The sequence below is a fragment of the Archangium sp. genome (assembly GCF_057119385.1).
Map to the genome: position 1 here is coordinate 1 of NZ_DBNGVP010000087.1, position 23,653 is coordinate 23,653.

The window sequence follows — 23,653 nt, forward strand, 5'->3', positions numbered from 1 at the left end:
CGGCGGGCGCCACGTGCGGTGGCGTCTACAAGGCCCCGGCGCCCGCGCTCACCCTGGACTCGCGGCTGCGCTGTGCCGCGCGCAAGCACTCGAAGGACATGGCCCTCAACAACTTCTTCAGCCACACGGGCTCCAACGGCTCGACGCCGTGGCAGCGCATCACCTCGGCGGGCTACGCCTACCGCAGTGCGGCGGAGAACATCGCCGCCGGGCAGACCTCTCCGAGCGGGGTGGTGACGAGCTGGATGAACAGCAGCGGGCACTGCAACAACATCATGAACCCCAACCTCAAGCACCTGGGCGTGGGGTACTACTACCGCGCCTCCGGCAGCAGCTACGCGCACTACTGGACGCAGGACTTCGGCTCGCTGTAAGGGCTCAGCGCTCGACGAGGCCCCACGAGGGCTCCGGGAACCGCGCCCCCCGCTAGAACGAGAAGCGGACCGTGCTGCCGAGCCGCAGGTCCGTGTCCCTCACTCCGGTGGGCGGCGCGCTGTCACGCGTGACGCTCAACGTCGCGCCCAACGCGAAGCCCTCCGTCACCCTCGCGAGCGCCTCGAGCTCCTCCAGGAAGCGCCAGTCCGAGAAGTCGTCGAGGCGAGGCTGGAAGTACACCGTGTTCTGCAGCAGCAAGCGGTTCTCGAAGAGCGCGAGCCGCGCCGTCAGGTAGTTCGTCCAGCGGTGATCCACGGTCTCCGGGGCATCGGAAGCCCCGGGGAGCACGCGGATGAGCTCATGCTCGAACATGTAGCCGCTGCCGCCCCACAGCATGAACACGGGCGTGTGCACGGCCTCCACGCGGACCCCCGCGCCCGCGACGGCGCGGCCCCGCAGCAGCAGGAAGGCGTTGAACTGGTACTGCGCGAAGACGTCGCTCCCGACGCGCTCGTGCCACATCCCCGTCCACCGCGCGTGGACGAACGCCTGGCTGATGAAGGGCGTGCCCGCCCGGTCCGCGAAGCGCCCGCTGCCCGTGAGGAAGATGCGCTGCGCGACGAACGGCGGGGGCGCGGGTGACCCCTCCGGCGCCGGCTGCGTCGGGTGGAGCGTCTGGTACTGGATGCGCGCCGCGCCGCCGATGTCCAGCAGCTCGATGTTCCCGCGTGACAGCGCGAAGGTCCCATCCAGCCCACCGGACAGCCCCTCGCGAAGCGGGTTCGGCCGCAGCACCTCCGCGTTCACCTGTGCCCACACCGAACGTGGCGAGACCGCGGCGGACAGACAGCAGAGGACACCGAGGAGGTGGAGAGAGCGGCGAAGCATCCGGAAGAAGGGCATGTGCACTGGGACTCCCGCGAACGGCGCGAGACTCCAGCGTGGGGTGGGGACGGCGTATTGACCAGTGCAACGACAACACATCATCGTTGCATCCCATGGAACCCTCGGACTTCGCCCTCCTCGTGACCCTCGATGCGCTGCTCCAGGAAGGCAGCGTCACCGGCGCCGCCCAGCGGGTCGGCCTCTCCACGCCGGCGATGAGCCACGCGCTCGCCCGGATTCGCGAGCGCCTGGGAGACCCCCTCCTCGTCCGCTCCGGCCGGGGCATGGTGCTCACCCCGCGCGCCGAGGCGCTCAAGGCCCGTGTGCACACGGTGGTCAACGAGGCCCGCCAGACGCTCGAGCCCGAGCGGCCCTTCGCCCCGGGCCAGCTCGCGCGCACCTTCGTCGTGCACGTCACCGATTACGTGCTCACGGTGCTCGGGCTCGTCGTCGACCGGCTCCTGCGCGAGGAGGCTCCGGGCGTCTCCATCCGCTTCGTGCCGAACTCGCCCGATGATGCCGTGATGCTGCGCGACGGCGGCTCCGACTTGGCCGTGGGCATCTACGGAGACCTCCCGCAGGAGATGCGCAGCCGGCAGCTCCTCACGGACCGCTTCGTCTGCGTGGTGCGGGCGGACCATCCGTCCGTCGGCAAGCGGCTCCCGCTCGAGCAGTTCGTGAGCCTCTCCCACATCCAGGTGGCGCCGCGGGGAAGGCCCGGGGGCTACCTCGACGACGTCCTGCGCGAGAAGGGGCTCTCGCGCCACGTCGCCCGTGCCGTCCCCTACTTCGTGACCGCGCTCCAGCTCGCCGCGCGGACCGACTACGTCCTGACCATCTCCGAGCGCATCGCCCGGCAGTTCGCGCCCGCGCTGGGACTGCGGCTGCTGGAGGTCCCCGCCGAGCTGCGGCCGTACGCGCTGAGCCTCGTCTGGCACCCCCGCTTCGATGGAGACGCCAGTCACCGCTTCCTCCGGGACGTGTTCACGCGCGCCGCGCGCGAGGCCGCTGGCGACCAGCACTCCGCGCCCCGCACGCGGCTCGATGCCTCGGACCCGACCTCGGGCCAGACACGGAAGCGGCCCCGCAAGCGGTCCGCGTAGTTGCACCGTTTGCAACAGCGACTTCCATTCCATTGCATTGCCGGAAACGCACGCCCCGCCGATATTGGCTTCGCGAGGACGCACTCCACGCGTCCATGAACGAGGAGCGAAACCATGAGCGGCAACATCAACGTCACCCAGCCGGGCAAGAAGAAGAAGGTTCTCCTGATCGCCGCCAACCCGTCCACGTCGAAGACGACGGGCTGGCCGATCGGCTTCTGGTGGGCCGAGCTCACCCACCCGTACTGGGCCTTCTCCGAGGCCGGCTACGAGGTGGAGATCCGCAGCCCCGATGGCGGGGCGCTCCAGGCGGACGGCTACTCGGATCCCGAGGACGCAAGCGGCTACTCGGCGCACGACATCCTCTCGCTCGGCTTCAAGAAGTCCCCGAAGCACCTGGCGCTCCTCCAGGACACCAAGAGCATCGATGACATCAACGTGGCGCACTACGACGCCATCTTCGTCACCGGCGGGCAGTCCCCCATGTACACCTTCCGGGGGAACACGAAGCTGCAGAACCTGCTCGCGCGCTTCTACGAGGCGGGCAAGGTGACCGCGCTCGTCTGCCACGGCACGTGCCTGCTGCTGGAGACGAAGCTGTCGAGCGGGGAGCTGCTCGTGAAGGGCAAGACCTGGACGGGCTTCGCCAACAGCGAGGAGCAGTTCGCGGACGGCTTCGTGGGCAAGCGCATCCAGCCGTTCTGGATCGAGGACGAGGCCCGGAAGCTCGAGGGCACCAACTTCGTGGTGGACCAGCAGTTCCGCGACTTCGCGGTGCGCGACGGCCTGCTCGTCACCGGCCAGCAGCAGTTCTCCGGAGCGGCGGCGGCGCGGCTCGTCATCGAGGCGCTCGGCCGCTAGGCCACCGCCGCAAGGGAGGGCGAGGAAGCCATGGCGAACACCGCAGAAGCAGTGACCGTAGCCGTCACGCGCCGCGTGAAGCCGGGCCGGGAGGCCGCGTACGAGGCGTGGCTCGAGCGGCTCATCCACGAGGCCTCGGCGCTTCCCGGGTACCTCGGGACGAACGTGCACCGGCCGCCGCCCACCGGGCCCCGTGAGTACACGAGCGTCTTCCGCTTCGACTCCCTGGACAACCTGCGGGCCTTCGAGGAGAGCGACCTGCGGCGCCGCGCCCTCGCGCAGGTGCTCGACCATGTCGAGGCCGACGCCCGCTGGGAGAAGATGACCGGGCTCGAGTTCTGGTTCTCGCCTCCTCCGGGGCTCGTCGTCCCGCAGCCCTCCCGCTTCCGCATGGCCCTGGTGATGATCGCCGTGGTCTACGGGCTGGTGCTGTCCATCGGCCAGCTCGTCGGGCTGGTGCTCGCCGGAGCGCCGGGCCCGCTGCGGCTGCTCGTCACCATCGTCATCGAGGTCTTCCTCATGACCTATGTCCTCATGCCGCGCATCACCCGCTGGTTCGCCCGGTGGATATACCCGGCGCCGGCACCCCACGCCTCATCCCCGCCTCCCCACCCACGGCCCGGGAGCGCCTGAGCGGGAAACGGAAGCCTGCTCGCCGCGGCCGGCCCCGTCAGCCCGGTGGTGACCTTGCAGACCTCGCACATGCCCATGAAGTGTGTTCGCGGCTCAGGCTCGCTGTTCAGCTCGCCCTGGCATGCCGTACGCGAGGGGGCGCTGGAGGGCACTCCCCTCCTCTCCGAGGAGCTGCGCTAGCAGCCGGCCGGAGAGACGCCCTCCTCCCCCCCTGACTCAGCCGCCCCTCCAGGTTCCCGCCCGGCCTCGATGGTTGTCCTCGAAGCCGGGCCGCCCCAGGTTTTTCGTAGCCCCCAGGGCGCCAGGACGAACCCACGTGGCCCGGGGAACCGGGGAGGAGACCGCATGGCTACCGCGTTGCCATACCCGAGGGGACAGGTGGAACGGGCGGCCCTCGCGCTGCTCGGTGGGACGCTCCTGACGGCGGGCCTCAAGCGCCGCTCTCCGGGTGGGGCGGCCATGGCCCTCGCCAGTGGTGCGCTGCTCGTGGGAGGCCTGCGCGGATACCGCCGCTCCTCACGGACGCCCGGCATCCGCCGTGAGCAGCGCGAGGCCGTCGAGCGCCGCATCACCCTCCACAAGCCCGCGCAGGAGCTCTACCGCCTCTTTCGCGAGCCGCGGACCCTGGCGCGGTGCATGGAAGGTCTGGCCGTCATCACCCCGGCGGGCGAGGACCTCCTGCATTGGAAGATCGGACGGGACATGGAGTTCGACACGCGGTTCGTGGAGGACCGTCCAGGCGAATTCTTGAGCTGGGAGTCACTCGATGCCGCCGCGGAGCACCGGGGCTCGGTGCGCTTTCGCCCCGAGCCCGGGACGGGGGGGACGGAGGTGACGCTCCGCATCCACTCCCTTCTCCCGGGCGGCGGGCTGGGCAGGGCGGTGGGCAGGGCCGTGGCCGGCCGGGTCCTGGCCCGGGCGCTCCGGCGCTTCGCGCGTCTCGCGGAGCCACCCCTGACGCATGCCCCGTACCAGGTCCAGCCCTTCCCCAGGATCCGGGAGCTGTACATCCAGGTCGTTCGCCATGCGCAGAAGAAGCGAACGATTCACGGCTTGATGGACATGGATGTGACCCAGGCCCGGCAACGCATCCGCGAGCACAAGGAGAAGACCGGGGAGTCGCTCTCCTTCACCGCCTTCGTCATCACCTGTCTGGCCAAGGCGGTCGACGAGGACAAGAGCGTCCAGGCCTACCGCCAGGGGAGGCGCCGGCTCATCGTCTTCGACGCCGTGGACGTGCAGACCGAGGTGGAGCGTGAAGAGAACGGGCAGAAGATAATCATGCCCCTGATCGTCCGCGCGGCGAACCGGAAGACCCTCCGGGAGATTCATGAGGAAATCCGCGCGGCACAGTCGAAAGGCCTGGCGGAGGTAGAGCCCTACAAGCCCAGGGCATGGCTGCTGTCCGTGATGACGTCCCTGCCCTACTTCATGCTCAACCCCACCGTGTCCCTGCTCATGAAGAACCCCCACCGGTTCAAACAATTCGGTGGGACGGTCGGAGTGACCTCCGTGGGGATGTTCGGGAAGGGCGGGGGTTGGGGAATTCCGCTCGCCCCGCCGACGCTCATGCTGACCCTCGGCGGAATCGCCAGCAAGCCGGGAGTCGTCGATGGCCGCATCGAGGTCCGCGAATACTTGAGCCTGACGCTCAGCATCGACCACGACATCGTGGATGGCGCTCCCGCCACGCGCTTCTCCAGACGTTTGAAGGAGCTGCTCGAAAGCGGGTACGGCCTGTAGACGGCGCGGCATCCCCCGCGTCCCCCCCCCACACGTGACCATCCTCGTTTCAGCGGGGTCTCCCGGGTGTAGTACATTTCCCGGCTTATACGGCCTTACGGTCATTCTCATGACTCCGTGTCCTGACGAGAACGAGCTGCTGGAGTGGGAGCAGGGGCGCCTGTCCACGGACGCCGTGGCGGGGCTCGAGGCCCACCTGGATGGATGCGAGGCCTGCTGCGCGGTGGCGGCGGGACTCCGGGGTGGGGTGGGCTTCGGGGCGGAGCTGGAGTCCCTGGCGCCGCTGACGCCGGGGCCGGGGGCGCACGTGGGACGATACGTGCTGCTGCGCCGCGTGGGCGAGGGAGGCATGGGAGTCGTCTTCGCCGCGCATGACCCGGACCTGGACCGGGAGGTGGCGCTCAATTCGGCCAGCGGCCCCCCGCGGCTCGCGGGTCCCCGGCACCGTGCGCGACGCCGTGCCGCGGGACCTGGCCTCCGAGCCGGACGCGCGCCACACGACCCTGGACGCGCTGCTCGCCCGGCTCGAGTGCGGCTCACGGCGGACTGAGGGGTGAGTCATCCAGCACCACGTCCTCGAGGGGCTGCTGAAGCCAGACCATCGAGGCGGTGACCGCGAGCGTCAGACGACGCTCGCCCCGTCCGCGGCCTGGCACACGTAGCACTGCGGCGTGTTCCCCGTGGCCTGCGTGTACTTCTCACTGACGGTTCGCACGAACGCCTCGGACCGCTCGGGGGCGACCAGGGCCACCGCGCAGCCGCCGAAGCCAGCGCCCGTCATGCGGGCTCCGAAACAGCCCGGCTGCGCCCGCGCCAGCGTCACGATGGTGTTGAGCGCGTCGTTGGTGACCTCGAAGTCGTCGCGCAGGCTGTCATGGCTGGCATCCATCAGCTTGCCCAACCGCGTGAGATCTCCGGCCCGCATGGCCTCGGCGGCCTGCACGGTGCGGTCGTTCTCGGTGATGACGTGCCGCGCGCGGCGGCGAACCAGCGGCTCCAGCTCGTTCTGGCGCGCCGAGAAGGTCCGCGCGTCGACGTCGCGGAGCGCCTTGACGCCGAAGAACCGCGCGGCCTCCTCGCACTGGCTCCGGCGCTCGTTATAGGCGGAGTCCACCAGCCCGCGGCGGGTCCCCGTATCGAGCACCACCACCACGGCGCCCGCGGGCACGGGCACGGGCTGAAGCTCCAGGCTGCGGCAGTCGATGAGCAGCGCGTGGCCCTCGCGGCCTCCCGCGACGATCATCTGGTCCATGATCCCCGAGTTGACGCCGATCCACTTGTTCTCGACCTTCTGGCCGAGCAGCGCCATCTCGGAGGGCTTCCACGGCAGCCCGCTCACGGTGGCGAAGGCGCGCTGCACGGCCAGCTCCACGGCGGCGGAGGACGAGAGGCCCGCGCCGCGCGGCACCTCGCCGCTCATCACGCCCTCCCACCCCTCGAGGGTGTGACCGGCCTCCTGCAGCGCCCAGGCAACCCCCTTCACGTACTCCGACCAGTCCGAGCCGCCATGGGAGAGAGGCCCGAGCTCGAAGGAGAGCGAAGCGCCGTAGTCGAGCGAGTGGACGGCGACACGGCGGTCATCACGCGGGCGCAGGGCGATCCACACCTCGCGGTCGATGGCGATGGGGAGCACGAAGCCGTCGTTGTAATCGGTGTGCTCACCGATGAGGTTGACGCGGCCCGGAGCCCGTATGACCGCGGTGGGGGCCACGCCGAAGCGCTTGCGGAAATCCTGCTCGACCTGTTCGCGGAGCGTCATCGTTTCACCAGAGGGAGAAGGCCGGGGTTCACGAACCCGAGACGGAGAATCTGTAGACGGTGCGCGAGCGGTAGTGCCCGCCGGGGCGCAGAATCGTCGAGGGGAAGGAGGGCTGGTTGGGAGAGTCCGGGAAGTGCTGGGTCTCCATCGCGAAGCCGTAGCGGTGGTGGTAGACCGCGCCCTTCTTCCCCTTCAGCGTGCCGTCGAGGAAGTTGCCGGAATAGAACTGCATGCCCGGCTCGGTGGTGTGGATCTCCATCACGCGGCCGGTGGTGGGCTCCAGGACGTGCGCGGCCAGCGTCAGCTCGCCGGCCTTGCCCCCCTTGTCGAGCACGAAGCTGTGGTCATAGCCCAGCCCGTTGCGCAGCTGCTCGTCCTCCTGGCGGATGCGCGCGCCAATGGCCGTGGGCCGCCGGAAGTCGAACGGCGTCCCCGTGACGTCGCGGAGCTCGCCGAGGGGAATGGACGTCGGATCGATCGGGACGAAGCGGTCCGCGTTGATCGTGACGACATGGCCCAGGATGTCGCCCTTCCCGTCTCCGGCCAGGTTGAAATAGCTGTGTTGCGTGAGGTTGACCGGCGTCGCCTTGTCGGTGGTGGCGTGGTAGTCGAAGACGAGCGCGTCATCGCCGGTCAGCGTATAGGTGACCGTCGCGGTCAAGGTGCCCGGGTAGCCCTCCTCGCCGTCGGGGCTGACGTAGGTGAGGACGAGCCCCAGGCCCTGCTCGTTCTCGAACGGCTTCGCGCTCCACACCACCTTGTCGAAGCCCTCGAGCCCGCCGTGCAGGTGGTTCACGCCATTGTTCGTCGCCAGGGTGTAGGACTGGCCATCGAGCGTGAAGCGGCCCCGGGCGATGCGGTTGCCATAGCGGCCGATCAGCGCGCCGAAATACGGAGACTCCGCCAGGTAGCCGGCCAACGCGTCGTAGCCCAGCACCACGTCGTCGAAACGGCCGTTCCGGTCCGGCACACGCAGGCTGAGGATGATTCCACCGTAGTTGGTGACCCGCGCCTCCACCCCCTGCCTGTTGGTGAGGGTGTAGACCTCCACGGGCTGTCCGCCTGGGGCCGTACCGAAGGGGGTCCGTTCCACGACGCCTCCTGACATGAAAGGGCGGGCGTCATACCACGCGGGAAGTGGAGCCCTGGGGGGAAACAGGGAGGTCCACGGGAAACGGTCGAACAGCCACCAGAGTGCGCGTCACCCCAAAAGCACAAAAGGGGCGCACGCCCGTGAGCGTGCACCCCTTGAAGTGAAGCGAAGAGCCGGACCGGATCAGGCGGCCTTGAGCAGGTTGGCGACCTGGAAGGCCGCGAACTGGCCCAGGTTGTACTTGTCGCCCTGCGCCAGAGGCGACGTGTCGCCCTTGCGGGAGCTCATGAAACCCTTGACCAGGTCGAGCACGCCGCCCGTGCTGTTCGTCTGCGAGCCCAGGCCGATGGCGGCGCCGAGGCCCGTCTTGCTCAGGAGCGAGCCGGCCTTGCCCAGCAGACCGCCGCCGAGGTTGCCGACCAGGCCGCCGATGATGCCCTTGAGGCCACCACCGTTGAGGACGCCGTCGGCGATGCCGACGATCTTCCGGGCGCCCGCGATGAACGGACCCACGCCCGGGATGAACGAGGCGATCTGGCCCAGCGGACCGTTGAGGATCTTGCTGGCGAAGCCAACCGCCTTCTTCGCGAAGTCAGTGATGCCCTTGAAAGCCTTCCCAATGCTCTTGATGAAGCCCATGGCGCACTCTCTTTTGTGTGGATTGGTTGATTGCTACGTTGAAGGAGTTATCGCGGGCAGCGGTGGGATGTTGCGTGTGGCCTATTTTTTTCTGAATTTCCCCGCGAAAAACCCAGTGAAATCAGGGCTTTACGTTGGTCCGGCCCTTTTTCACCGCGTCGTCGAGGCCGGGATCGGCCTTGGCCGCCACGGGCTGGCCACCCTCGGCGGCCAGGTCCACGGTCTTCTTGCGGGCGTCATCGAAACCGCTCGGGGCCTGGCCGGCCTTGAAGGCCTCGACGCTGGCGCGCACGTTGGCCTCGAGGGCCTCGGCGGTGGGCGGCTCGACGCCCATCTTCTTCAGGTTCTCGTCGCTGACGACGAGGAACGCGGGCTCGATGCCCGGGTTGTTCATGTAGTACCCGACGGTGTTGACGAACACCTCCAGGTCCATCTCCAGCTCCGCGGCCATCTTCGCCACGTTCGGGTCCGAGAGGATCTTCGCGCGCAGCTCGGCGGAGATCGGGGGGGGGGCGTCGAGTTGGTCTACATCTCCATGGCTCATGTCGAACCTCGGGGGTAACGGTTTGAGCCGGAGAGTATGGAGGCGTCCTCCCACCCTTGTCGAGGTTACGTGCCGTGCAGCTCGCCGGGGACCGCCGCGTCAGCGGCTTCTGCCTTTGAAATACATGCCACGCGCACCGTCGGGGCCCGCCGAAACCACGGGCAACACCTGGACGGGCGTTGACGCAGAATTTCACGCTTCACAAGGAAAACGGGTCTTGGCACCTTCTGCCCGCACGAGCATGAGTGAGATGCCGCGCCTTTCCAACACGTACGAAACCTCAGGCGCTCGTCTGGCAGCTCCAGTCTGACAGATGGGCCGGTGGAATCGTGCGCGCGGTCGATGAGGACATAGATGCGTTTCAAGACATTCAAGACGTTCGACGTTCCGCTCGTGTCCCCCGCGGTGAGCGGCCTGTATCCCCTCCGGCTGAGGATGACGAAGGCGGATGCGCGCGGTGGGGATTTCGGAGAGGAGTTCACGGCACAGGTGCGGGTGGATGCGGACGCTCCGGCGATCTCCGTCTCGTGGCCCCTGCCGGAGGCCTACCCCTACGGCACGCAGCGCATCGAGTTCAGCGCCGAGGACGCGTGGAGCGGCGTCGCGGAGCTGACGGCCACGCTCGATGGCGCGCCGGTCACCTCCGGTGAGGCGCTCGCCGGGTTGATGCCCGGGGAGCACACCCTGCTCGTCACCGCCAGGGATGGGCTGGGCAACGCCACCACCGTCACGCGCTCCTTCACGGTGGTGAATACCCCTGGAATGGTGATGGGCGGTGGCCATGCGGGGCTCGCGCGGAAGAAGGCCACCTTCGGCGTGGAGGTACAGCTGGCGCCGGGTGCCGCCCGGCCGGTGGGCCACCTCACCTTCCAGGACCACGCGCTCGGACTGACGCTGCACAGCGCGGAGCTGAAGGCGTTCGGCTCGTCGGAGGGCACCGCCACCGTCTCCGGCACGTGCACCGTGAACCACGAGCCCGGACACACGTTCCGGCTCGAGCTGACGGATGGCAGCACCGGGAAGGGCGGGTCCATCCGGCTCGTGCTCGACACCGGCTACCGCTTCGACGCGCCGCTGGAGGGCGGCAACGTCACCCTGCTGCCACTGTGAGGTGCAGGGGACGGGCGGGTGTCCCCTGGCACGCCCCGAGCATCACCCGGGAGCAGGTGGCCGGCACCCACGGCCAAGGAGACAGAGCGATGCGCGAACCCGAAACGCTTTCCGGATGGCATTCCCCCCCTCGCCCGTGCCGGGCCTTGACCCTGTCCGCGGGACTCTTGCTGGCCTCGTGCGGAGGTGGGGGGGCGACACTCGCGCTGACGGTGCCCTCCCCTTCCATGGTGGCGCCACGCTGTGGGGATTACGTGGCCGTGCGCCTGCGGGTGGACGGCTCGCTGAGACCCTGCGGTGCCGTCCAGGTCACCACCGGGAGTACGGTGGCGGCCGTGCGGATCGTCTGCGATGAGTCCGTGGGCCTGTTGCCGGAGACGCCGTATCAGGTGACGGTGGGGTACTACCAGGGAGCCACCCTCGTCGCGGAGAGTCGCCTGGAGGCCGAGGCCACCCTGCTGTCTCCGGGACTCAACTCGCGCACCCTCGCGCTGGAGCAGGTGCGGACGGACCTGGATGCCAACGGCAATGGCACTTCCGATCTGAACGACGCCTGCCCCTGAAGGGGAACACCGGGCTCCCGCCTCATCGCGGGAGCCCGGCGGCCGTCGTCAGTAGGCGCAACCGTTCCAGTCGCCACTCGCGGCCCGCGCGTCCAGTGCCTTCGCGAGGGCCTCGGACACCCGGCGGCGGCCGAGGCCGGAGACCGTGGCCGAGGAGGCGGAGCACCGGGCCGTCACCTGCTGCTGGCTACCGCCGAAGGTGACGGAGATCGCCTCGGCGGAGGACACACTCCAGGTCCCGTTGAACACGTCACGCGCGCAGAACCGACGCGCGGACTCCGAGCCAATGGCCGTCCCCTGGTAGAAGCCCGCGCCCCCCGCTCCGCTCGCGGGGCGGTAGCCCGTGACGGTGACGGAGATGCAGTCGGAGGCGGCGCACGCGGCCCGCAGCTCCTCGGAGGAGGGATGGTCGCAGGCCGGCTCGATGCGGCAGGAGCCAGCGGTCGTCGTCCACCAACCCGGGAGGCAGGTGTCCAGCGGCTGGTTCTCCGCGGAGGGAGCTCCGCCGTCCGGTCCCTGGCAACCCGACAGCACCAGCGCCACCAGGGCGAGCACCCCGCAGCGGCGGCCACGGGAGAGCACCGCCATCACCGCCAGCAACGCGGCCCCGAATCCCGAGCCCCCCGCCGCCTGGCAGCCGCGGGCACCCTCCTCCTCCGGCGGCAACGGAGTCTCCGGCGGCCGGGGCGCGGAAGTGCTCGTGGAGGCAGGCGCCAGCTCACACGCGGCGGGCGTCACCTCGCGGCAACGCTCGGACGGGCGCTGGTCATGCGGCACCTCGACGAGCACCTCCCCGTGCGCGCTGTTCCCCGACGCATCGGAGACCTCCAGGCTCGCGCGATAGGTACGGCCGGCACGCTCCGAGCCGGCGCGCTCCGCACGCAGGCACAGGGACTCGCCGCCCGGGAGGACGGCGGCATCCACCGCCGTGGAACCATCGCCGGTGCCGTCCGCGGGCTGACTGGACGTCACGGACTCGAAGATCACCGTGGGCGAGGCATCGCACGCATCCACCACCGAGGTGAGCACTTCCCCACCCACCGTGAAGGCCGCCAGGCCGTGAGCGGGCGGCCAGAGGCAGACGGGAGTCACCTGGGTCTCGCGGATCTCCGGCGGCAGGGTGTCGGCGATGGTCACCCCGGTGAAGCTCGTCATGGCGCGTCCGCGCGAGTCCGTCACCGTGACGCTCAGCATGTGGTGGCCCAGGGGCAAGGTGATGTCCAGGATCGGCCCGGAGCCGAGCGGCTGGGGCGGTCCGGATTGGAACTCCTCGGCCCACTCGAAGGAGACGAGCGCGTCGCCGTCGGGATCGAAGCTCTGCCCGGCGGACAGGCGGACGGGGTGGCCACACTCTCCACGCGAGGGGCTGTCGATGCGCACGATGGGCGCCGAGTCGTCGACACGGGTGCTCAGGTCGAAGGTGGCACTGCCCCCCTCGAGGGCGATCTGCCCGGTCAACCGCAGCGTGCCATCCGGGAACAGGTGGCCGCGCAAGGCGGTGGGCTGGGCGCGGCGGGAGATGAAGTGCCCATCGATGGTGGCCGAGGCATCGAACGGTGGCAGGACGAAGAACTGGAGCGAGCCGTCCGGCGAGAGGTTGCCCTGCACCGGCGCGGTGTTGAAGATGCCCAGGCCGCTCACGGTGGACTTCCCCACCTGGAAGGCGCCAGCGGAGCCGAGTTGAACGCCCTGGAGCACCACGGGGCAGGGCGGCGTGGCGCAGTAGCCGCCCGCGAAGGAGACCGTTCCCGCCGGGGTGAAGGCCGCGAGCTCCTCCCCGAGCGCGATGTGGGCCACGGAGCTCTCGGACCGGACCAGGGCGGACGCCGAGTCCCGCGTGGGAGTGTTCATCGGCCCGTCCTCTCCGCAGCCTCCTTCAACGATGGAGGTGACGGGCCCCAGGGAACTACACGTCTCGGGGCGGCTCGCCCAGATGGGGAACCAGCCCGGACAGGACTCCCCGAAACAGACACTCACCTGGTAGCCGGCGATGTCCGAACACGCGTCCTCGCAGGCGTTGGAGATGTCGGTCGGGCTGGAGCTCGCGGCGCAGGTCGTCACGGACGGTATCTGCACCGAGGTGCCCGTACAGTTGCCATCATCGTTGCGCCGGTCCTGGATGGTGCAGGCCCGGCACACGCAGGAGCAGCCGACCCGCGTGTCACCCAGGGGCTCGCCGCTGCAGGCCACGAGTGCATTGGACAAACACAGCCATGAGAGCAACAACAGGTGATGGCCCCGCCTCGGATTCATGTGTCCCCCCCTCGAAGGAACTGTGGAAGAAATACGGTGGTGCAGGTGAACGAGACGACACGGGGGCCCTGAGGCCCCCGGTTGAACCCATGTCAGTCTTTCCGGCCCCGGGCTCCTAGCAGGGGCTGCCGCACACCGGCAGGCCGCCACGGATGAACAGGTCCCAACCAAAGGTGTTGTAGTCGCAGTCCGTCCGGCCGCTGCTCCCCACCGTGAACCACGTGCCGTCGAAGTAGGTCGGGCAGGAGTTGTAGCAGCTCACGCTGCGAGTCCCGAACGCCGCGATGCTGCCGCCACTGCAGTTGCTGCAGGCGAAGGTCCGGGTCACGTTGTCTTCGTTCTTCACGTCGTAGGTGGTGTAGCCGCCCTGCTCCGCGATGCCCAGCGGCCGGATGATGTTGAGCTTGTAGCTCCCCTGCTCGCGCACGAAGTAGAACGGCTTGGGCAGCTGCCGGCCGTCGACCGCGATGGAGGCCGCGGCCACGTCCCCTTCCACGTCCAGGGCGGTGACCGTGAAGCCGTCATGGAGCGCGTACACGTTGCCCACCTCCCGGGCGAGCTTGGTCTGCTCGCGGGACACGAAGGCCTCCAGGTTCTCCTCGAAGGTCGCCGCCGAACCCCGGTAGGCAATCCGGCTGATGAGCTGCTGCGAGATCACGCCCTTCACGGTCTCCGCGTGGCCATCCTGCAGCGCCCGGGCGAAGACGGTCAGCTGCGCGCCCAGATGATTCTTCAGCGCGACATCATTGCTGGGAGCGGCCATGGCGGAGCTGGAGACAACGGCGGCGGACAGGACCCAAGCGTTCAGACTCTTCATTTTCTGCTCCTGTTGTTTGGGGGCTGGTGTGCCCGACGCCAGACATGAGCAAGCTGCGTACCAGCGGGCGGACAGGCGAGCGCTCGCGGCTTTCCCTCTGGGGAGGGCCGCTCGAGACCTGATTCGACACGGCGAAGCAGGCTGTACCGACACGTCGAAGCAGACGCGCCGACATGTCGAACGAGCCCTCCGGCCCGACAGCAGCGCTCCCCACCCGGTTGAGCCCGGGGCACGCCGGGTGATAGGTCAGGGCCGCCGCCATGACGCCTACGGGCTCCGGCTGCTGGTGACGGGGTAGAGGGCCGGCGCGTCACCGCGGCCGCAGGTAGCCCAGGACGAGCTTACTCAGCTCCTCCACGAGCTCGGGGGTGCCCATCAGCTCGGGCCGCTCCACGACCGTGGCCCACACCGCGCTGCGCAGGGCCCGGATGATGATGAAGACCACCAGCCCCAGGTTGCGCGGCTTCTCGAGCTCCAGGTTCTGGGCGAGCACGGTCTGCACCAGCGACTCCACGCGCGCCTCGATCTCCTGGACGGCCTGAAGGGGGCCGAGGCGAGGCGCCTGCTCCAGGAGGACCCGCTGCAGGCGCGGATTCTCCCCGTGGAACTCCACCAGGACCCGCACCAGCTCACGCACCTCCAGCTCCAGATCCGTGATCGGATGGGGCACCAGCTTGTCGGCGAGCACCGCCAGGGCCCGCTGGTGCACACGCTCGAGCAGCATGGCCACCAGCGCCTCCTTGCTCGGGAAGTACTGGTAGAGCGAGCCGATGCTCACGCCTGCCCGCTCGGCGACCGCCTTGGTGGTGGTGCCTTCGTAGCCGGAGGTGACCAGAACGTGAGCCGCCGCCTCCAGGATCGTCTCCACCGTCGCCTTCGACCGCTCCTGAAGGGGCCGTTTCCGAGGGGTGGACCGGTTGCGCTTGCTCATGTCCCCGCGTCTCCAAAATGTGAGCCCAATGCGAATTTCGCTCTCGCGAGCGGAGCACTATTCATGAGGGCCTGTCCCCCTGGATTCCCATGAGCAAGCCCGCCCTGTCCACGACCATTCCCCAGCCCCGTCCTCGCCCCCTCCTGGGGAACGCGCCCGATCTGGGCTCCGAGACGCCCCTGCAGAACATGATGAAGCTCGCGCGCGAGCTCGGGCCCATCTTCCGGCTGTCCTTCCCGGGGGCCTCCATCCGGGTGCTCGGCTCGTACGAGCTGGTGGCGGACGCCTGTGACGAGACGCGCTTCGAGAAGATGGTCACCCAGGCGCTCCAGCAGCTGCGCGCCCTGGGAGGTGAAGGCCTCTTCACCGTGGACAACGAGGATCCCAAGTGGGGCAAGGCCCACCGCCTGTTGATGCCCGCCTTCAGCCCCGCGGCCATGCGCAACTACCACGACGGCATGCTCGACGTGGCGGACCAGATGCTCACCCGCTGGGCGCGCTTCGGACCCGAGACGGACATCCACGTGTCCGACGACATGACGCGGCTCACGCTCGACACCATCGCGTTGTGCGGCTTCTCCTTCCGCTTCAACTCCTTCTACCAGACCCAGCTGCACCCCTTCGTGGATTCCATGGTGCGCGCCCTGGAGGAGGCCGGCAACCGCACCCGGCGCCTGCCCGTGCAGACGCAGCTCATGGTGCGCACCCGGCGCCAGTTCGAGACCGACACCGGCTACCTGCGCGAGCTGACCCAGCAGCTCATCGAGAAGCGCCGGGCCCTCCGGCCCGACGAGGCCCCCCGCGACATCCTGAGCCTCATGCTCGAGGCGGTGGATCCCCTCACTGGCGAGAGGCTCGATGACACCAACATCCGCGACCAGCTCGTGACCTTCCTCATCGCGGGCCACGAGACGACGAGCGGCCTGTTGTCCTTCGCCCTCTACTACCTGCTCCACCACCCCGAGGTGCTCCAGAAGGCCCAGGCCGAGGTGGACCGGGTCTTCGGCTCGGAGACGCCCCGCTTCGAGCAGGTCTCCCAGCTCCAGTACATCGATCAGGTTCTGCGCGAGACGCTGCGCCTGTGGCCCACCGCGCCGGCCTTCAGCCTGCACGCCAAGGCCCACGACACCCTCCTGGGAGGGCGCTACCCCGTGGGGCCCGACGATGCGTTGCTGGTGCTCATTCCCATGCTGCACCGCGACCCGGCCGTGTGGAAGGACCCGGAGCGCTTCGACCCGGAGCGCTTCGCCCCCGAGGTGCGCGACAGCATCCCCCCGCACGCGTGGAAGCCCTTCGGCAACGGGATGCGCGCGTGCATCGGCCGGGCGTTCGCGCTCCAGGAGGCCACGCTCGTGCTCGGCATGATGCTGCAGCGCTTCCACCTCTCCGAGCCCGAGCCGTACACGCTGCGGATCCGCGAGACGCTCACGCTCAAGCCCGACGGCCTCAAGCTGCGCGTCCGCGAGCGCAAGCCGGCCTCCCGTCCCGCCGGGCCCCGGCCCACGCCCCGCCCCGCGCCCGCGGCGCCCGTGTCCCAGCCATCGGAGAAGGCGGCGGCGCATGGCACGCCCCTGTTGCTGCTCTACGGCTCCAACTCGGGCGCCTCCGAGGCGTTCGCCCGGCGCATCGCGAGTGATGGGCTCGCGCGCGGCTACTCGGCGAGGGTGGCGCCCCTGGACGAGTACACCGGCAAGCTGCCCAGGGAGGGCGCGGTCTTCATCGTGACGGCCTCCTACAACGGCAAGCCGCCGGACAACGCGCGCGCGTTCCACGCGTGGGTGTCCCAGCTCCCCGAGGGCTCGTTGAAGGGCGTGCGCTACGCCGTGTTCGGCTGCGGCAACAAGGACTGGGGTGACACCTACCAGGCCATCCCCCGGCACATCGACGAGCGGCTGAGCGCCGCGGGGGCCCAGAGGCTGCTCGCGCGCGGCGAGGCGGATGCGCGAGCCGACTTCTTCGGGGAGTTCGAGCACTGGTACGCGCCCTTCTGGGAGGACGTGGGCACGGCGCTCGGCGTGACCTCGCGGCAGGTGGCGTCCGGTCCGCTCTTCACGGTGGAGGTGGTGCCGTCGGCCAGCGTGGAGCTGGTGAGGCAGAACAAGCTCGAGCTGGCGACGGTGGTGGAGAACCGCGAGCTCGTCGACATGACGTCACCGTTCGGCCGCTCCAAGCGGCACCTCGTCTTCAAGCTGCCCGAGGGCGTGACGTACGCGGCGGGCGATTACCTCGCCGTGCTGCCGGAGAACCACCCGGAGCTGGTGGAGCGGGCCGCGCGCCGCTTCGGGGTGCGCACGGATGCCGCCGTCGTCCTGCGCTCGACGCGGGGTGCTCAGGCCTCGTCGCTCCCCACGGGCAGGCCCCTGTCGGTGCAGGAGCTGCTGGGCCGGCACGTGGAGCTGTCCGCCCCGGCCACGCGCAAGGACCTGGAGCGGCTGGCGGAGAAGAACCCGTGCCCGCCGCACGCCATGCACCTGGCCGCCCTGGCCCAGGATGCCGAGCGGTACAAGAAGGAGATCCTCGACAAGCGCGTGAGCGTGTTGGATCTGCTGGAGCAGTACGACTCGTGCATCCTGTCCTTCGGAGACTTCCTCGAGCTGCTGCCGGCCATGCGCGTGCGGCAGTACTCGGTGTCCTCGTCGCCGCTGGCGGGTGCCACGCATTGCACGTTGACGGTGGCGGTGGTGGACGCGGAGGCCTGGTCCGGCCGGGGCCGTTTCCACGGCACGTGCTCGAGCTACCTCGCGCGGCTGCGCCCCGGGGAGCAGGCCGCGGTCGCGGTGCGCACGCCGAACGTGCCCTTCCACCCGCCCGCCTCGAACGCCACGCCCATCATCCTGGTGGGCGCGGGCACGGGACTGGCGCCCTTCCGGGGCTTCCTCCAGGAGCGGGCCCTGCGCCACGCGCGCGGAGAGGCGGCCGGGCCGGCGTTGCTCTTCTTCGGCTGCGACCACCCGGACGTGGACTTCCTCTACCGGGACGAGCTGGTGAAGTGGGAGCAGGAGGGAGTGGTGACGGTGCTGCCCGCCTTCTTCCGCCAGCCCGACGGGGACGTCACGTTCGTGCAGCACCGGCTGTGGAAGGAACGCGAGCGGGTGAAGGCACTGCTCGCCCAGGGAGCCCTGTTCTTCATCTGCGGGGATGGCCAGCGCATGGCGCCCGCGGTCCGGGAGACGCTCGCGAGGCTCCACCAGGAGACCGTGGGTTGCTCCGCGGAAGAAGCCTCGCAATGGCTCTCGGAATGGGAGAAGCAGGGGCGGCTCGTTTCCGACGTCTTCACGTGACCCACGCCGGACCCTCGATGGGCTCGCCAGGAGGGCGGGCGGGCCCGCGAGGAAAGCGCCGGGCCGGGCGCGCGCGTCTTGGACAGGGGCTGGGCGCTCTGACACCCTGGGTGCATGCCCACCTCCCCTGCCCCACGTGCCGCGCCCTGGTGGGTCGAGCGCGCCGAGACCCTCCTGGACACGAAGGACCTGCGCACGCTGGAGCTGGGCGCGCTGTGGGAGCTCTTCGAGCGGTTCTCCTTCGTGAAGGAGAACGTGGAGCCGGACCTGCTCCTCCTGGATGTGCAGGCGCGTCCGGAGCTCCAGGCCCTCTGGGTGGCCCTGGAGGCGCGTGCCCTCTCGGTGACCGAGGCGCTGGATACGGCCGGAGATGACGTCGCCCTGCAGCTCCGAACGGGAGCCCTCTCGGCGGCGCACTTCCGGGAGCGGTGGGAAGGGTTCGGCTTCACCGAGGCCGTGGACCGCGCGAGCACGGGGGCGGATGACTGGCTCGAGGGCCTGCTGCGCATCTCCCGCATCACCACCGGCCAGAACCGGCCGCCGTTCGGTCAGGTGAACCTGGCCTCGCGGGCCCACCGCATCTCCGACTTCCTCTCCCTCATCAATCCCGGCAAGCGCGACACGGTCTACGACCTCGGCTGCGGCAACGGGAAGTTCGCCATCACCGTGGCCGCGAGCTCCGCGGCCCGCGTCAAGGGCGTGGAGTACGGCCAGACGTACGTCGAGTCCGCGCGCCGCACCGCCGAGCGTTTCGCGCTGCCGAACCTGGAGTTCATCCACGCGGATGTCCGCGATGTGGACCTGTCGGACGGCACCGCCTTCTACCTGTTCTTCCCCTTCTGGGGGGAAGTGGCGCACGCGGTGGCCCGGGTGCTGGGCGGTATCGCGCGCAACCGGGACATCACCGTGTACGCCTCGGGCCCTCGCCACGACTATGGCGAGCACTTCCTCGAGCAGGTGACGCAGGGGGCGCTGTGTCTCGCGCCCCAGCGCCTGGACTTCGCGGATGTGATGGTGCTGCGCAGCGCCTAGCGGGCGAAGCGCTCCTCCACGAGGAACGGCTCGCAGGGGCGGCCCTCGAGGTCACGGAAGGCGACATGGCATTGGATCGCCTTCCGCTGGTCTCCGTCCTTCCTATGCGCCGGACTGCATCTTCTCCCGCAGCCAGGCCTCGAGCTCGGGGATGGCGACGCGCTCCTGCGCCATGCTGTCACGGTGGCGCACGGTGACCGTGTTCTTGTGCGCCGCATCCCCCTCCCCGATCGTGTCGAAATCGACCGTGATGCAGAACGGCGTGCCGATCTCGTCCTGGCGCCGGTAGAGCTTTCCGATGGCGCCGGTGTCGTCGTAGACGATGCGCATCGAGCCGGTCGACTGGAGCTTCCTCCGGATGCTCTTCGCGGTGCTGACGATCTCCGGGTTGTTCTTCTTGAGCGGAAGCACCGCCACCTTGATGGGCGCCAGGTGCGGCTTGAAGTGCAGCACCGTCCGGTAGAACTCATCCACCACTGGATCCACCTGGCCGCGCAGCTTCTTCGCCACCTCGATGCTCTCCGCGCCGGGCATCGACAGCAGCCCCGCGATGGACGGCAGCCGCTCGCCCACCGCCTGGGCAATCCGCTCGCCCTCGGCCAGGAGCGCCTCCTTGGCCTGGGCCGGAATCTTCTCGTTGCGGCCCACCGACTTGAGGAACGTGGCGAGCGCCTCTTCCACCGGCTTCAGGCGCTCGGCCGGAGCGGGCTTCACCTGCTCCTCCGCGTAGGCCTCGCTCAGGAGCGCGAGCACCCCGCGGTCCACGCCGGCCGACGGCTCGATCACGAAGGGCACCACGTGCTGCTTCGTCTCGGGGTCGAAGTACGTGAGCTTGTCGGTGCTGTGCGAATTGGGGCTGACACGCGCCCTCAACCCGAGCGCGCCCTGGTCCTTGCTGTGCGAGCCCAGGTCATAGTCGGTGCGGTTGGCGATGCCCTCGAGCTCTTCCAGCCCGTGCGGGAAGCGGTAGAGCAGGTCCACCGTCGCCTTGGCGTAGTGGGCCAGCTCCTCGGGCTTCTGGTGGTACGGCTCGAGGTTCTGCCGGGACAGGCCCACCGACAGCCACCAGTTGATCCGATCCTCCACCCACTTCTCGTGCCACGCCTCGTCCTCGCCCGGGCGGACGAAGAACTCGATCTCCATCTGCTCGAACTCGCGGACCCGGAAGATGAAGTTGCGCGGGGTGATCTCGTTGCGGAACGCCTTGCCAATCTGCGCGATGCCGAACGGGAGCTTGCGCGACGTGGAGTCGAGCACGTGTTTGAAATTGACGAAGATGCCCTGCGCCGTCTCGGGCCGCAGGTACGAGAAAGACTCGGGATCCGGCACCGGTCCGATCTGCGTCTTGAACATCAGGTTGAACGGACGCGGCTCGGTGAGCTCCGTGGACGCGCAGTTCGGGCACTTGCCGGAGATCTGATCCGCGCGCCACCGCATCTTGCAGGCCTTGCAGTCCACCATCGGGTCCACGAAGGTCTCTTCGTGGCCGGAGTAGCGCCAGGTCAGCTTGTTCATGAGGATCGCCGCGTCGATCCCCTCCATGTCCTCGCGTTCCCAGACATTGGCGCGCCACCACGCGAGCTTGAGGTTGTTCTTCAGCTCGACGCCGAGCGGACCGTAGTCATAGGTGCCCTGGAGACCGCCGTAGACCGCCGAGCCAGGAAAGATGAATCCCCGGCGCTTACACAGGGAAACCAACTGCTCCATCGTCTGCGCGGCCATCGGTGTATCGCTCCTTCACCTGCCAGAGTGGCGAGGGGCGGACAGCCTACACCGGTTGGAATGGCTCAGAAGGAGATGACGTAGACGCACCGCCAACGTCGACCGCATGGAGTTGTTGGCGTGCTGGAATGTCTGGGACATCGGCCCCAGGGCGCGCCTGGGGCCGAGCAGCTTCAGGATCCCCAGACGGCGGACCCTACTTCTGGCCGCCGAGCCACGAGCCCCACTTCACCAGCCGCGTGCCGCCCTCGGGCTCGCGCTTGCCCCCGGCGGCCACGCGCTCGGTGGCGCTGGCGAGCGGCAGGAAGCGCGCCTCATACGGCAGGCCCGCCAGCCCCGGGGCCCACGGATCGGCCGCGTAGGTCTGCGAGAAGGCGCGCTGGGTGCCCTCGACGTTCTCGGTGCTCTGCTCCGTGATGGCGGGCACGCTCCGGCCCTCCGCGGTGAAGGTGCCCCGGGTGCCGGACGCGGCGGAGGCGGGAGGCCAATCGCCCGAGCCCAGCACATCCAGGGGCAGGCTCAACAGCGCCTCCTCGAGGGGCTCCGGCTCCGCCTGGGAGAAGTCGGAGCAGGGGGCGGCGTTGGCGTCCACGGGGCCCTCGGTGCGCAGCAGGTAGCCGCGCTCGGCGGAGAAGCACACGCGCTGCACGCCCGGCGAGGGGGCCACGTTCACGTCCCGGTCGTAGTACGCGCCCGGGCCCAGGGGCCGCTCCAGCGCGGGCACGGGGGCGGTGGCACCGGCCGAGCCCTCGCGGAACTCGCGCAGCGACAGCTTGAGGCCGGCCAGGACGTGGAAGCCCGCCGTCTCGGTGCTCGCCTCGAGCAGGCCGTGGGTGAGGTAGAGCGGGCCCGGCTCGTTGGCGTACACGCGCGTGCGCAGGGGGCCGTCCACGGGGCGCTGGTCGCTGACGTAGCGCGTGGCCTCCCAGGTGCGGCCCGCGCTGGAGGGCTTCTCGGCGGAGGCCTCGCCCGTGTGGGGCACGTCGAGCGTGCGCGTCGTGTCCGCGCGCACCGGCAGCAGGAGGTCCTGCGCCAGCCGCGGGTGGGCCAGGGGCTTGCCGGCCTCGTCGGTGAAGGCCACGCGCACCCAGACCCAGGGCTGCTGCACGGCCACCACCTCCAGCGTCAACTGACCGCCGAGGGCGCGCGCGCCGCCCTGGCTCGCGGAGAAGGTGTAGGTGACCCGGTCGCCCACGCGGGCGCGCTTCCAGGCGTCAGCGGTCTGCATGGAGGCGGGCTCCTGGGACGGGGTGTCGGAGGGAGAGGGGCCGCTCGACTTCGTGCTCTCGCAGCCCGGGAGGAAGGACAGGGCCGCGCCCAGCAGCGCGGCGAGGGGGAGTGTGGAGTGGCGCATATGCATGTGAGACTTGATACACCGGGAGTGTATTCACCGGGTGAACTGTCCGAGCGCCCCCCCCTGTCCGAGGCGAGGGCACCCCGTCCGAGATTCGGACAGTCCGGGTGTCGCGCGCGCAACTAGTTGATGCCGCAATTGTTTCAGCAGCAAACGTCAGCGTGCTTTACATGCTGTCCCAGGCCAACGGGTGCATCCGTGCACCAGGGAGAATATTGACCCACCAACCAAGTCCCTGATTTCCGGTGTGTCCATGGGTTGGTCCGAGGGTTGCTCAGGGAACGGGACGCGCGGCCGCGGCTGGACCCCCAGGCGGCGGCGCCCAACCCCGTCGTCCCCCGAAAAGGAAGCCCCCATGCGCAAGCTTTCCATGGCGTTGCTGGCCGGTGTTGCTCTCGTTGGCTGCGGTGTCGATCCTCAGGTGGAGAACCAGGAGATCGTCTCCAACCTGGTCCAGGCCGGCTTTCCGGCCGATGACATCATGGTCGTCGAGGATGCCGTGTACGTGGGGCGTGACGCTCACGTGACCCTCGAGGCCTCCCGCGAGATGCTCCAGCCCGGCAAGGAGAGCGCGGAGCAGTACCGGACGACCAACCTCGTCAGCACCACCGTGACGAAGATCTGCATCAACCCCACCTCCACCTTCAACAGCTACGCCCGCCTGAGCCAGGGCCTCGACCTGGCCATCCAGAACTACAATGGCCTGGGGCTCAGCTTCACCATGGCGCGCGGCCCCACCACCGGCTGCAGCGCGAACATCACCGCGCAGACCATGTCCGGCACCGGCGGCTCCGCGGGCTTCCCCTCGGGCGGCAAGCCCTACGGCACCATCAACATCGGCACCGGCCTGAACACCTACAGCGTGGACGTGAACGAGCACGTCATCACCCACGAGCTCGGCCACGCGATCGGCTTCCGTCACTCGGACTACTACAACCGCGCCATCAGCTGCGGC

The 23,653-nt window shown here is 69.3% G+C and carries 21 protein-coding genes; 11 read left to right on the forward strand and 10 right to left on the reverse strand.

All coding sequences use genetic code 11. The features are described from left to right. Positions 1 to 374: CAP domain-containing protein (locus tag AC16DP_RS20790; protein WP_483956831.1), on the forward strand; the 374-nt coding region annotated here is incomplete at its 5' end. A 52-nt stretch (positions 375 to 426) separates the two neighbouring features. Here the strand turns inward: AC16DP_RS20790 and AC16DP_RS20795 are convergent. After that, a complete protein-coding gene (locus tag AC16DP_RS20795; RefSeq protein ID WP_329735136.1) occupies positions 427 to 1,170 on the reverse strand; it encodes a DUF481 domain-containing protein in 744 nt (247 codons plus the stop codon). Positions 1,171 to 1,373: 203 nt separating this feature from the next. On the opposite strand from AC16DP_RS20795, the gene AC16DP_RS20800 reads away from it, so the two are divergent. The 5 genes from AC16DP_RS20800 to AC16DP_RS20820 all read left to right on the forward strand — a co-directional run bounded on the left by AC16DP_RS20800 (position 1,374) and on the right by AC16DP_RS20820 (position 6,150). Beyond that, on the forward strand, positions 1,374 to 2,363 hold the full coding sequence (locus tag AC16DP_RS20800; protein ID WP_329735137.1) for a LysR family transcriptional regulator: 990 nt from the start codon (positions 1,374 to 1,376) through the stop codon (positions 2,361 to 2,363). A 114-nt stretch (positions 2,364 to 2,477) separates the two neighbouring features. After that, positions 2,478 to 3,224, forward strand: a complete 747-nt coding sequence (locus AC16DP_RS20805; RefSeq protein ID WP_329735138.1) for a type 1 glutamine amidotransferase domain-containing protein — start codon at positions 2,478 to 2,480, stop codon at positions 3,222 to 3,224. A 30-nt stretch (positions 3,225 to 3,254) separates the two neighbouring features. Then, positions 3,255 to 3,857 (forward strand): antibiotic biosynthesis monooxygenase, encoded by a 603-nt coding sequence (locus tag AC16DP_RS20810; protein WP_329735139.1) that lies wholly within the window; start codon positions 3,255 to 3,257, stop codon positions 3,855 to 3,857. 345 nt (positions 3,858 to 4,202) lie between these two features. Further along, the gene (locus AC16DP_RS20815; RefSeq protein ID WP_329735140.1) at positions 4,203 to 5,600 is read left to right on the forward strand and encodes a 2-oxo acid dehydrogenase subunit E2; all 1,398 of its coding nucleotides are present in this window, start codon (positions 4,203 to 4,205) and stop codon (positions 5,598 to 5,600) included. A 109-nt stretch (positions 5,601 to 5,709) separates the two neighbouring features. Further along, complete coding sequence (locus AC16DP_RS20820; RefSeq protein WP_329735141.1) at positions 5,710 to 6,150, forward strand: hypothetical protein; 441 nt, start codon at positions 5,710 to 5,712, stop codon at positions 6,148 to 6,150. Between the two features lie 72 nt (positions 6,151 to 6,222). Here the strand turns inward: AC16DP_RS20820 and galK are convergent, their stop codons facing one another. The 4 genes from galK to AC16DP_RS20840 all read right to left on the reverse strand — a co-directional run bounded on the left by galK (position 6,223) and on the right by AC16DP_RS20840 (position 9,635). Then, positions 6,223 to 7,359: a galactokinase gene (gene galK, locus AC16DP_RS20825; protein ID WP_329735142.1), complete on the reverse strand. Its 1,137-nt coding sequence runs from the start codon at positions 7,357 to 7,359 to the stop codon at positions 6,223 to 6,225. A 28-nt stretch (positions 7,360 to 7,387) separates the two neighbouring features. Beyond that, positions 7,388 to 8,452, reverse strand: coding sequence for an aldose epimerase family protein (locus AC16DP_RS20830; protein WP_329735143.1), 1,065 nt, complete (start codon positions 8,450 to 8,452; stop codon positions 7,388 to 7,390). A gap of 183 nt (positions 8,453 to 8,635) precedes the next feature. Beyond that, positions 8,636 to 9,091, reverse strand: coding sequence for a hypothetical protein (locus AC16DP_RS20835; protein ID WP_329735144.1), 456 nt, complete (start codon positions 9,089 to 9,091; stop codon positions 8,636 to 8,638). Between the two features lie 121 nt (positions 9,092 to 9,212). After that, positions 9,213 to 9,635, reverse strand: coding sequence for a hypothetical protein (locus AC16DP_RS20840; RefSeq protein WP_329735145.1), 423 nt, complete (start codon positions 9,633 to 9,635; stop codon positions 9,213 to 9,215). Positions 9,636 to 9,989: 354 nt separating this feature from the next. Here AC16DP_RS20840 and AC16DP_RS20845 point away from each other — a divergent pair, with 354 nt between their 5' ends. Together AC16DP_RS20845 and AC16DP_RS20850 are read left to right on the forward strand one after the other, a co-directional pair. Then, the gene (locus tag AC16DP_RS20845) at positions 9,990 to 10,745 is read left to right on the forward strand and encodes a post-COAP-1 domain-containing protein (RefSeq protein WP_329735146.1); all 756 of its coding nucleotides are present in this window, start codon (positions 9,990 to 9,992) and stop codon (positions 10,743 to 10,745) included. 227 nt (positions 10,746 to 10,972) lie between these two features. Next, positions 10,973 to 11,308 (forward strand): hypothetical protein, encoded by a 336-nt coding sequence (locus tag AC16DP_RS20850; protein ID WP_329735147.1) that lies wholly within the window; start codon positions 10,973 to 10,975, stop codon positions 11,306 to 11,308. Positions 11,309 to 11,356: 48 nt separating this feature from the next. Here the strand turns inward: AC16DP_RS20850 and AC16DP_RS20855 are convergent, their stop codons facing one another. The 3 genes from AC16DP_RS20855 to AC16DP_RS20865 form a co-directional block, all read right to left on the reverse strand. Next, positions 11,357 to 13,561 carry a hypothetical protein gene (locus AC16DP_RS20855; RefSeq protein ID WP_329735148.1) on the reverse strand — a complete coding sequence of 735 codons (2,205 nt, stop codon included), beginning with the start codon at positions 13,559 to 13,561 and terminating at the stop codon, positions 11,357 to 11,359. A gap of 115 nt (positions 13,562 to 13,676) precedes the next feature. Further along, entirely contained in the window at positions 13,677 to 14,378 is a 702-nt protein-coding gene (locus tag AC16DP_RS20860) for a hypothetical protein (RefSeq protein WP_329735149.1), read from the reverse strand. Positions 14,379 to 14,688: 310 nt separating this feature from the next. Further along, a complete protein-coding gene (locus tag AC16DP_RS20865; RefSeq protein ID WP_329735150.1) occupies positions 14,689 to 15,309 on the reverse strand; it encodes a TetR/AcrR family transcriptional regulator in 621 nt (206 codons plus the stop codon). 89 nt (positions 15,310 to 15,398) lie between these two features. Here AC16DP_RS20865 and AC16DP_RS20870 point away from each other — a divergent pair, with 89 nt between their 5' ends. Both AC16DP_RS20870 and AC16DP_RS20875 read left to right on the forward strand, forming a co-directional pair. Then, positions 15,399 to 18,590 carry a bifunctional cytochrome P450/NADPH--P450 reductase gene (locus AC16DP_RS20870; RefSeq protein ID WP_329735151.1) on the forward strand — a complete coding sequence of 1,064 codons (3,192 nt, stop codon included), beginning with the start codon at positions 15,399 to 15,401 and terminating at the stop codon, positions 18,588 to 18,590. Positions 18,591 to 18,704: 114 nt separating this feature from the next. Continuing rightward, the gene (locus tag AC16DP_RS20875; RefSeq protein WP_329735152.1) at positions 18,705 to 19,622 is read left to right on the forward strand and encodes a methyltransferase domain-containing protein; all 918 of its coding nucleotides are present in this window, start codon (positions 18,705 to 18,707) and stop codon (positions 19,620 to 19,622) included. A 102-nt stretch (positions 19,623 to 19,724) separates the two neighbouring features. Here the strand turns inward: AC16DP_RS20875 and AC16DP_RS20880 are convergent, their stop codons facing one another. Next, positions 19,725 to 21,344, reverse strand: a complete 1,620-nt coding sequence (locus AC16DP_RS20880; RefSeq protein ID WP_329735153.1) for a glycine--tRNA ligase — start codon at positions 21,342 to 21,344, stop codon at positions 19,725 to 19,727. Between the two features lie 196 nt (positions 21,345 to 21,540). Continuing rightward, on the reverse strand, positions 21,541 to 22,704 hold the full coding sequence (locus AC16DP_RS20885) for a DUF6068 family protein (protein ID WP_329735154.1): 1,164 nt from the start codon (positions 22,702 to 22,704) through the stop codon (positions 21,541 to 21,543). 349 nt (positions 22,705 to 23,053) lie between these two features. Here AC16DP_RS20885 and AC16DP_RS20890 point away from each other — a divergent pair. Next, positions 23,054 to 23,653, forward strand: a 600-nt coding sequence (locus AC16DP_RS20890) for a M57 family metalloprotease (protein ID WP_483956832.1), incomplete at its 3' end; no start/stop codon positions are given.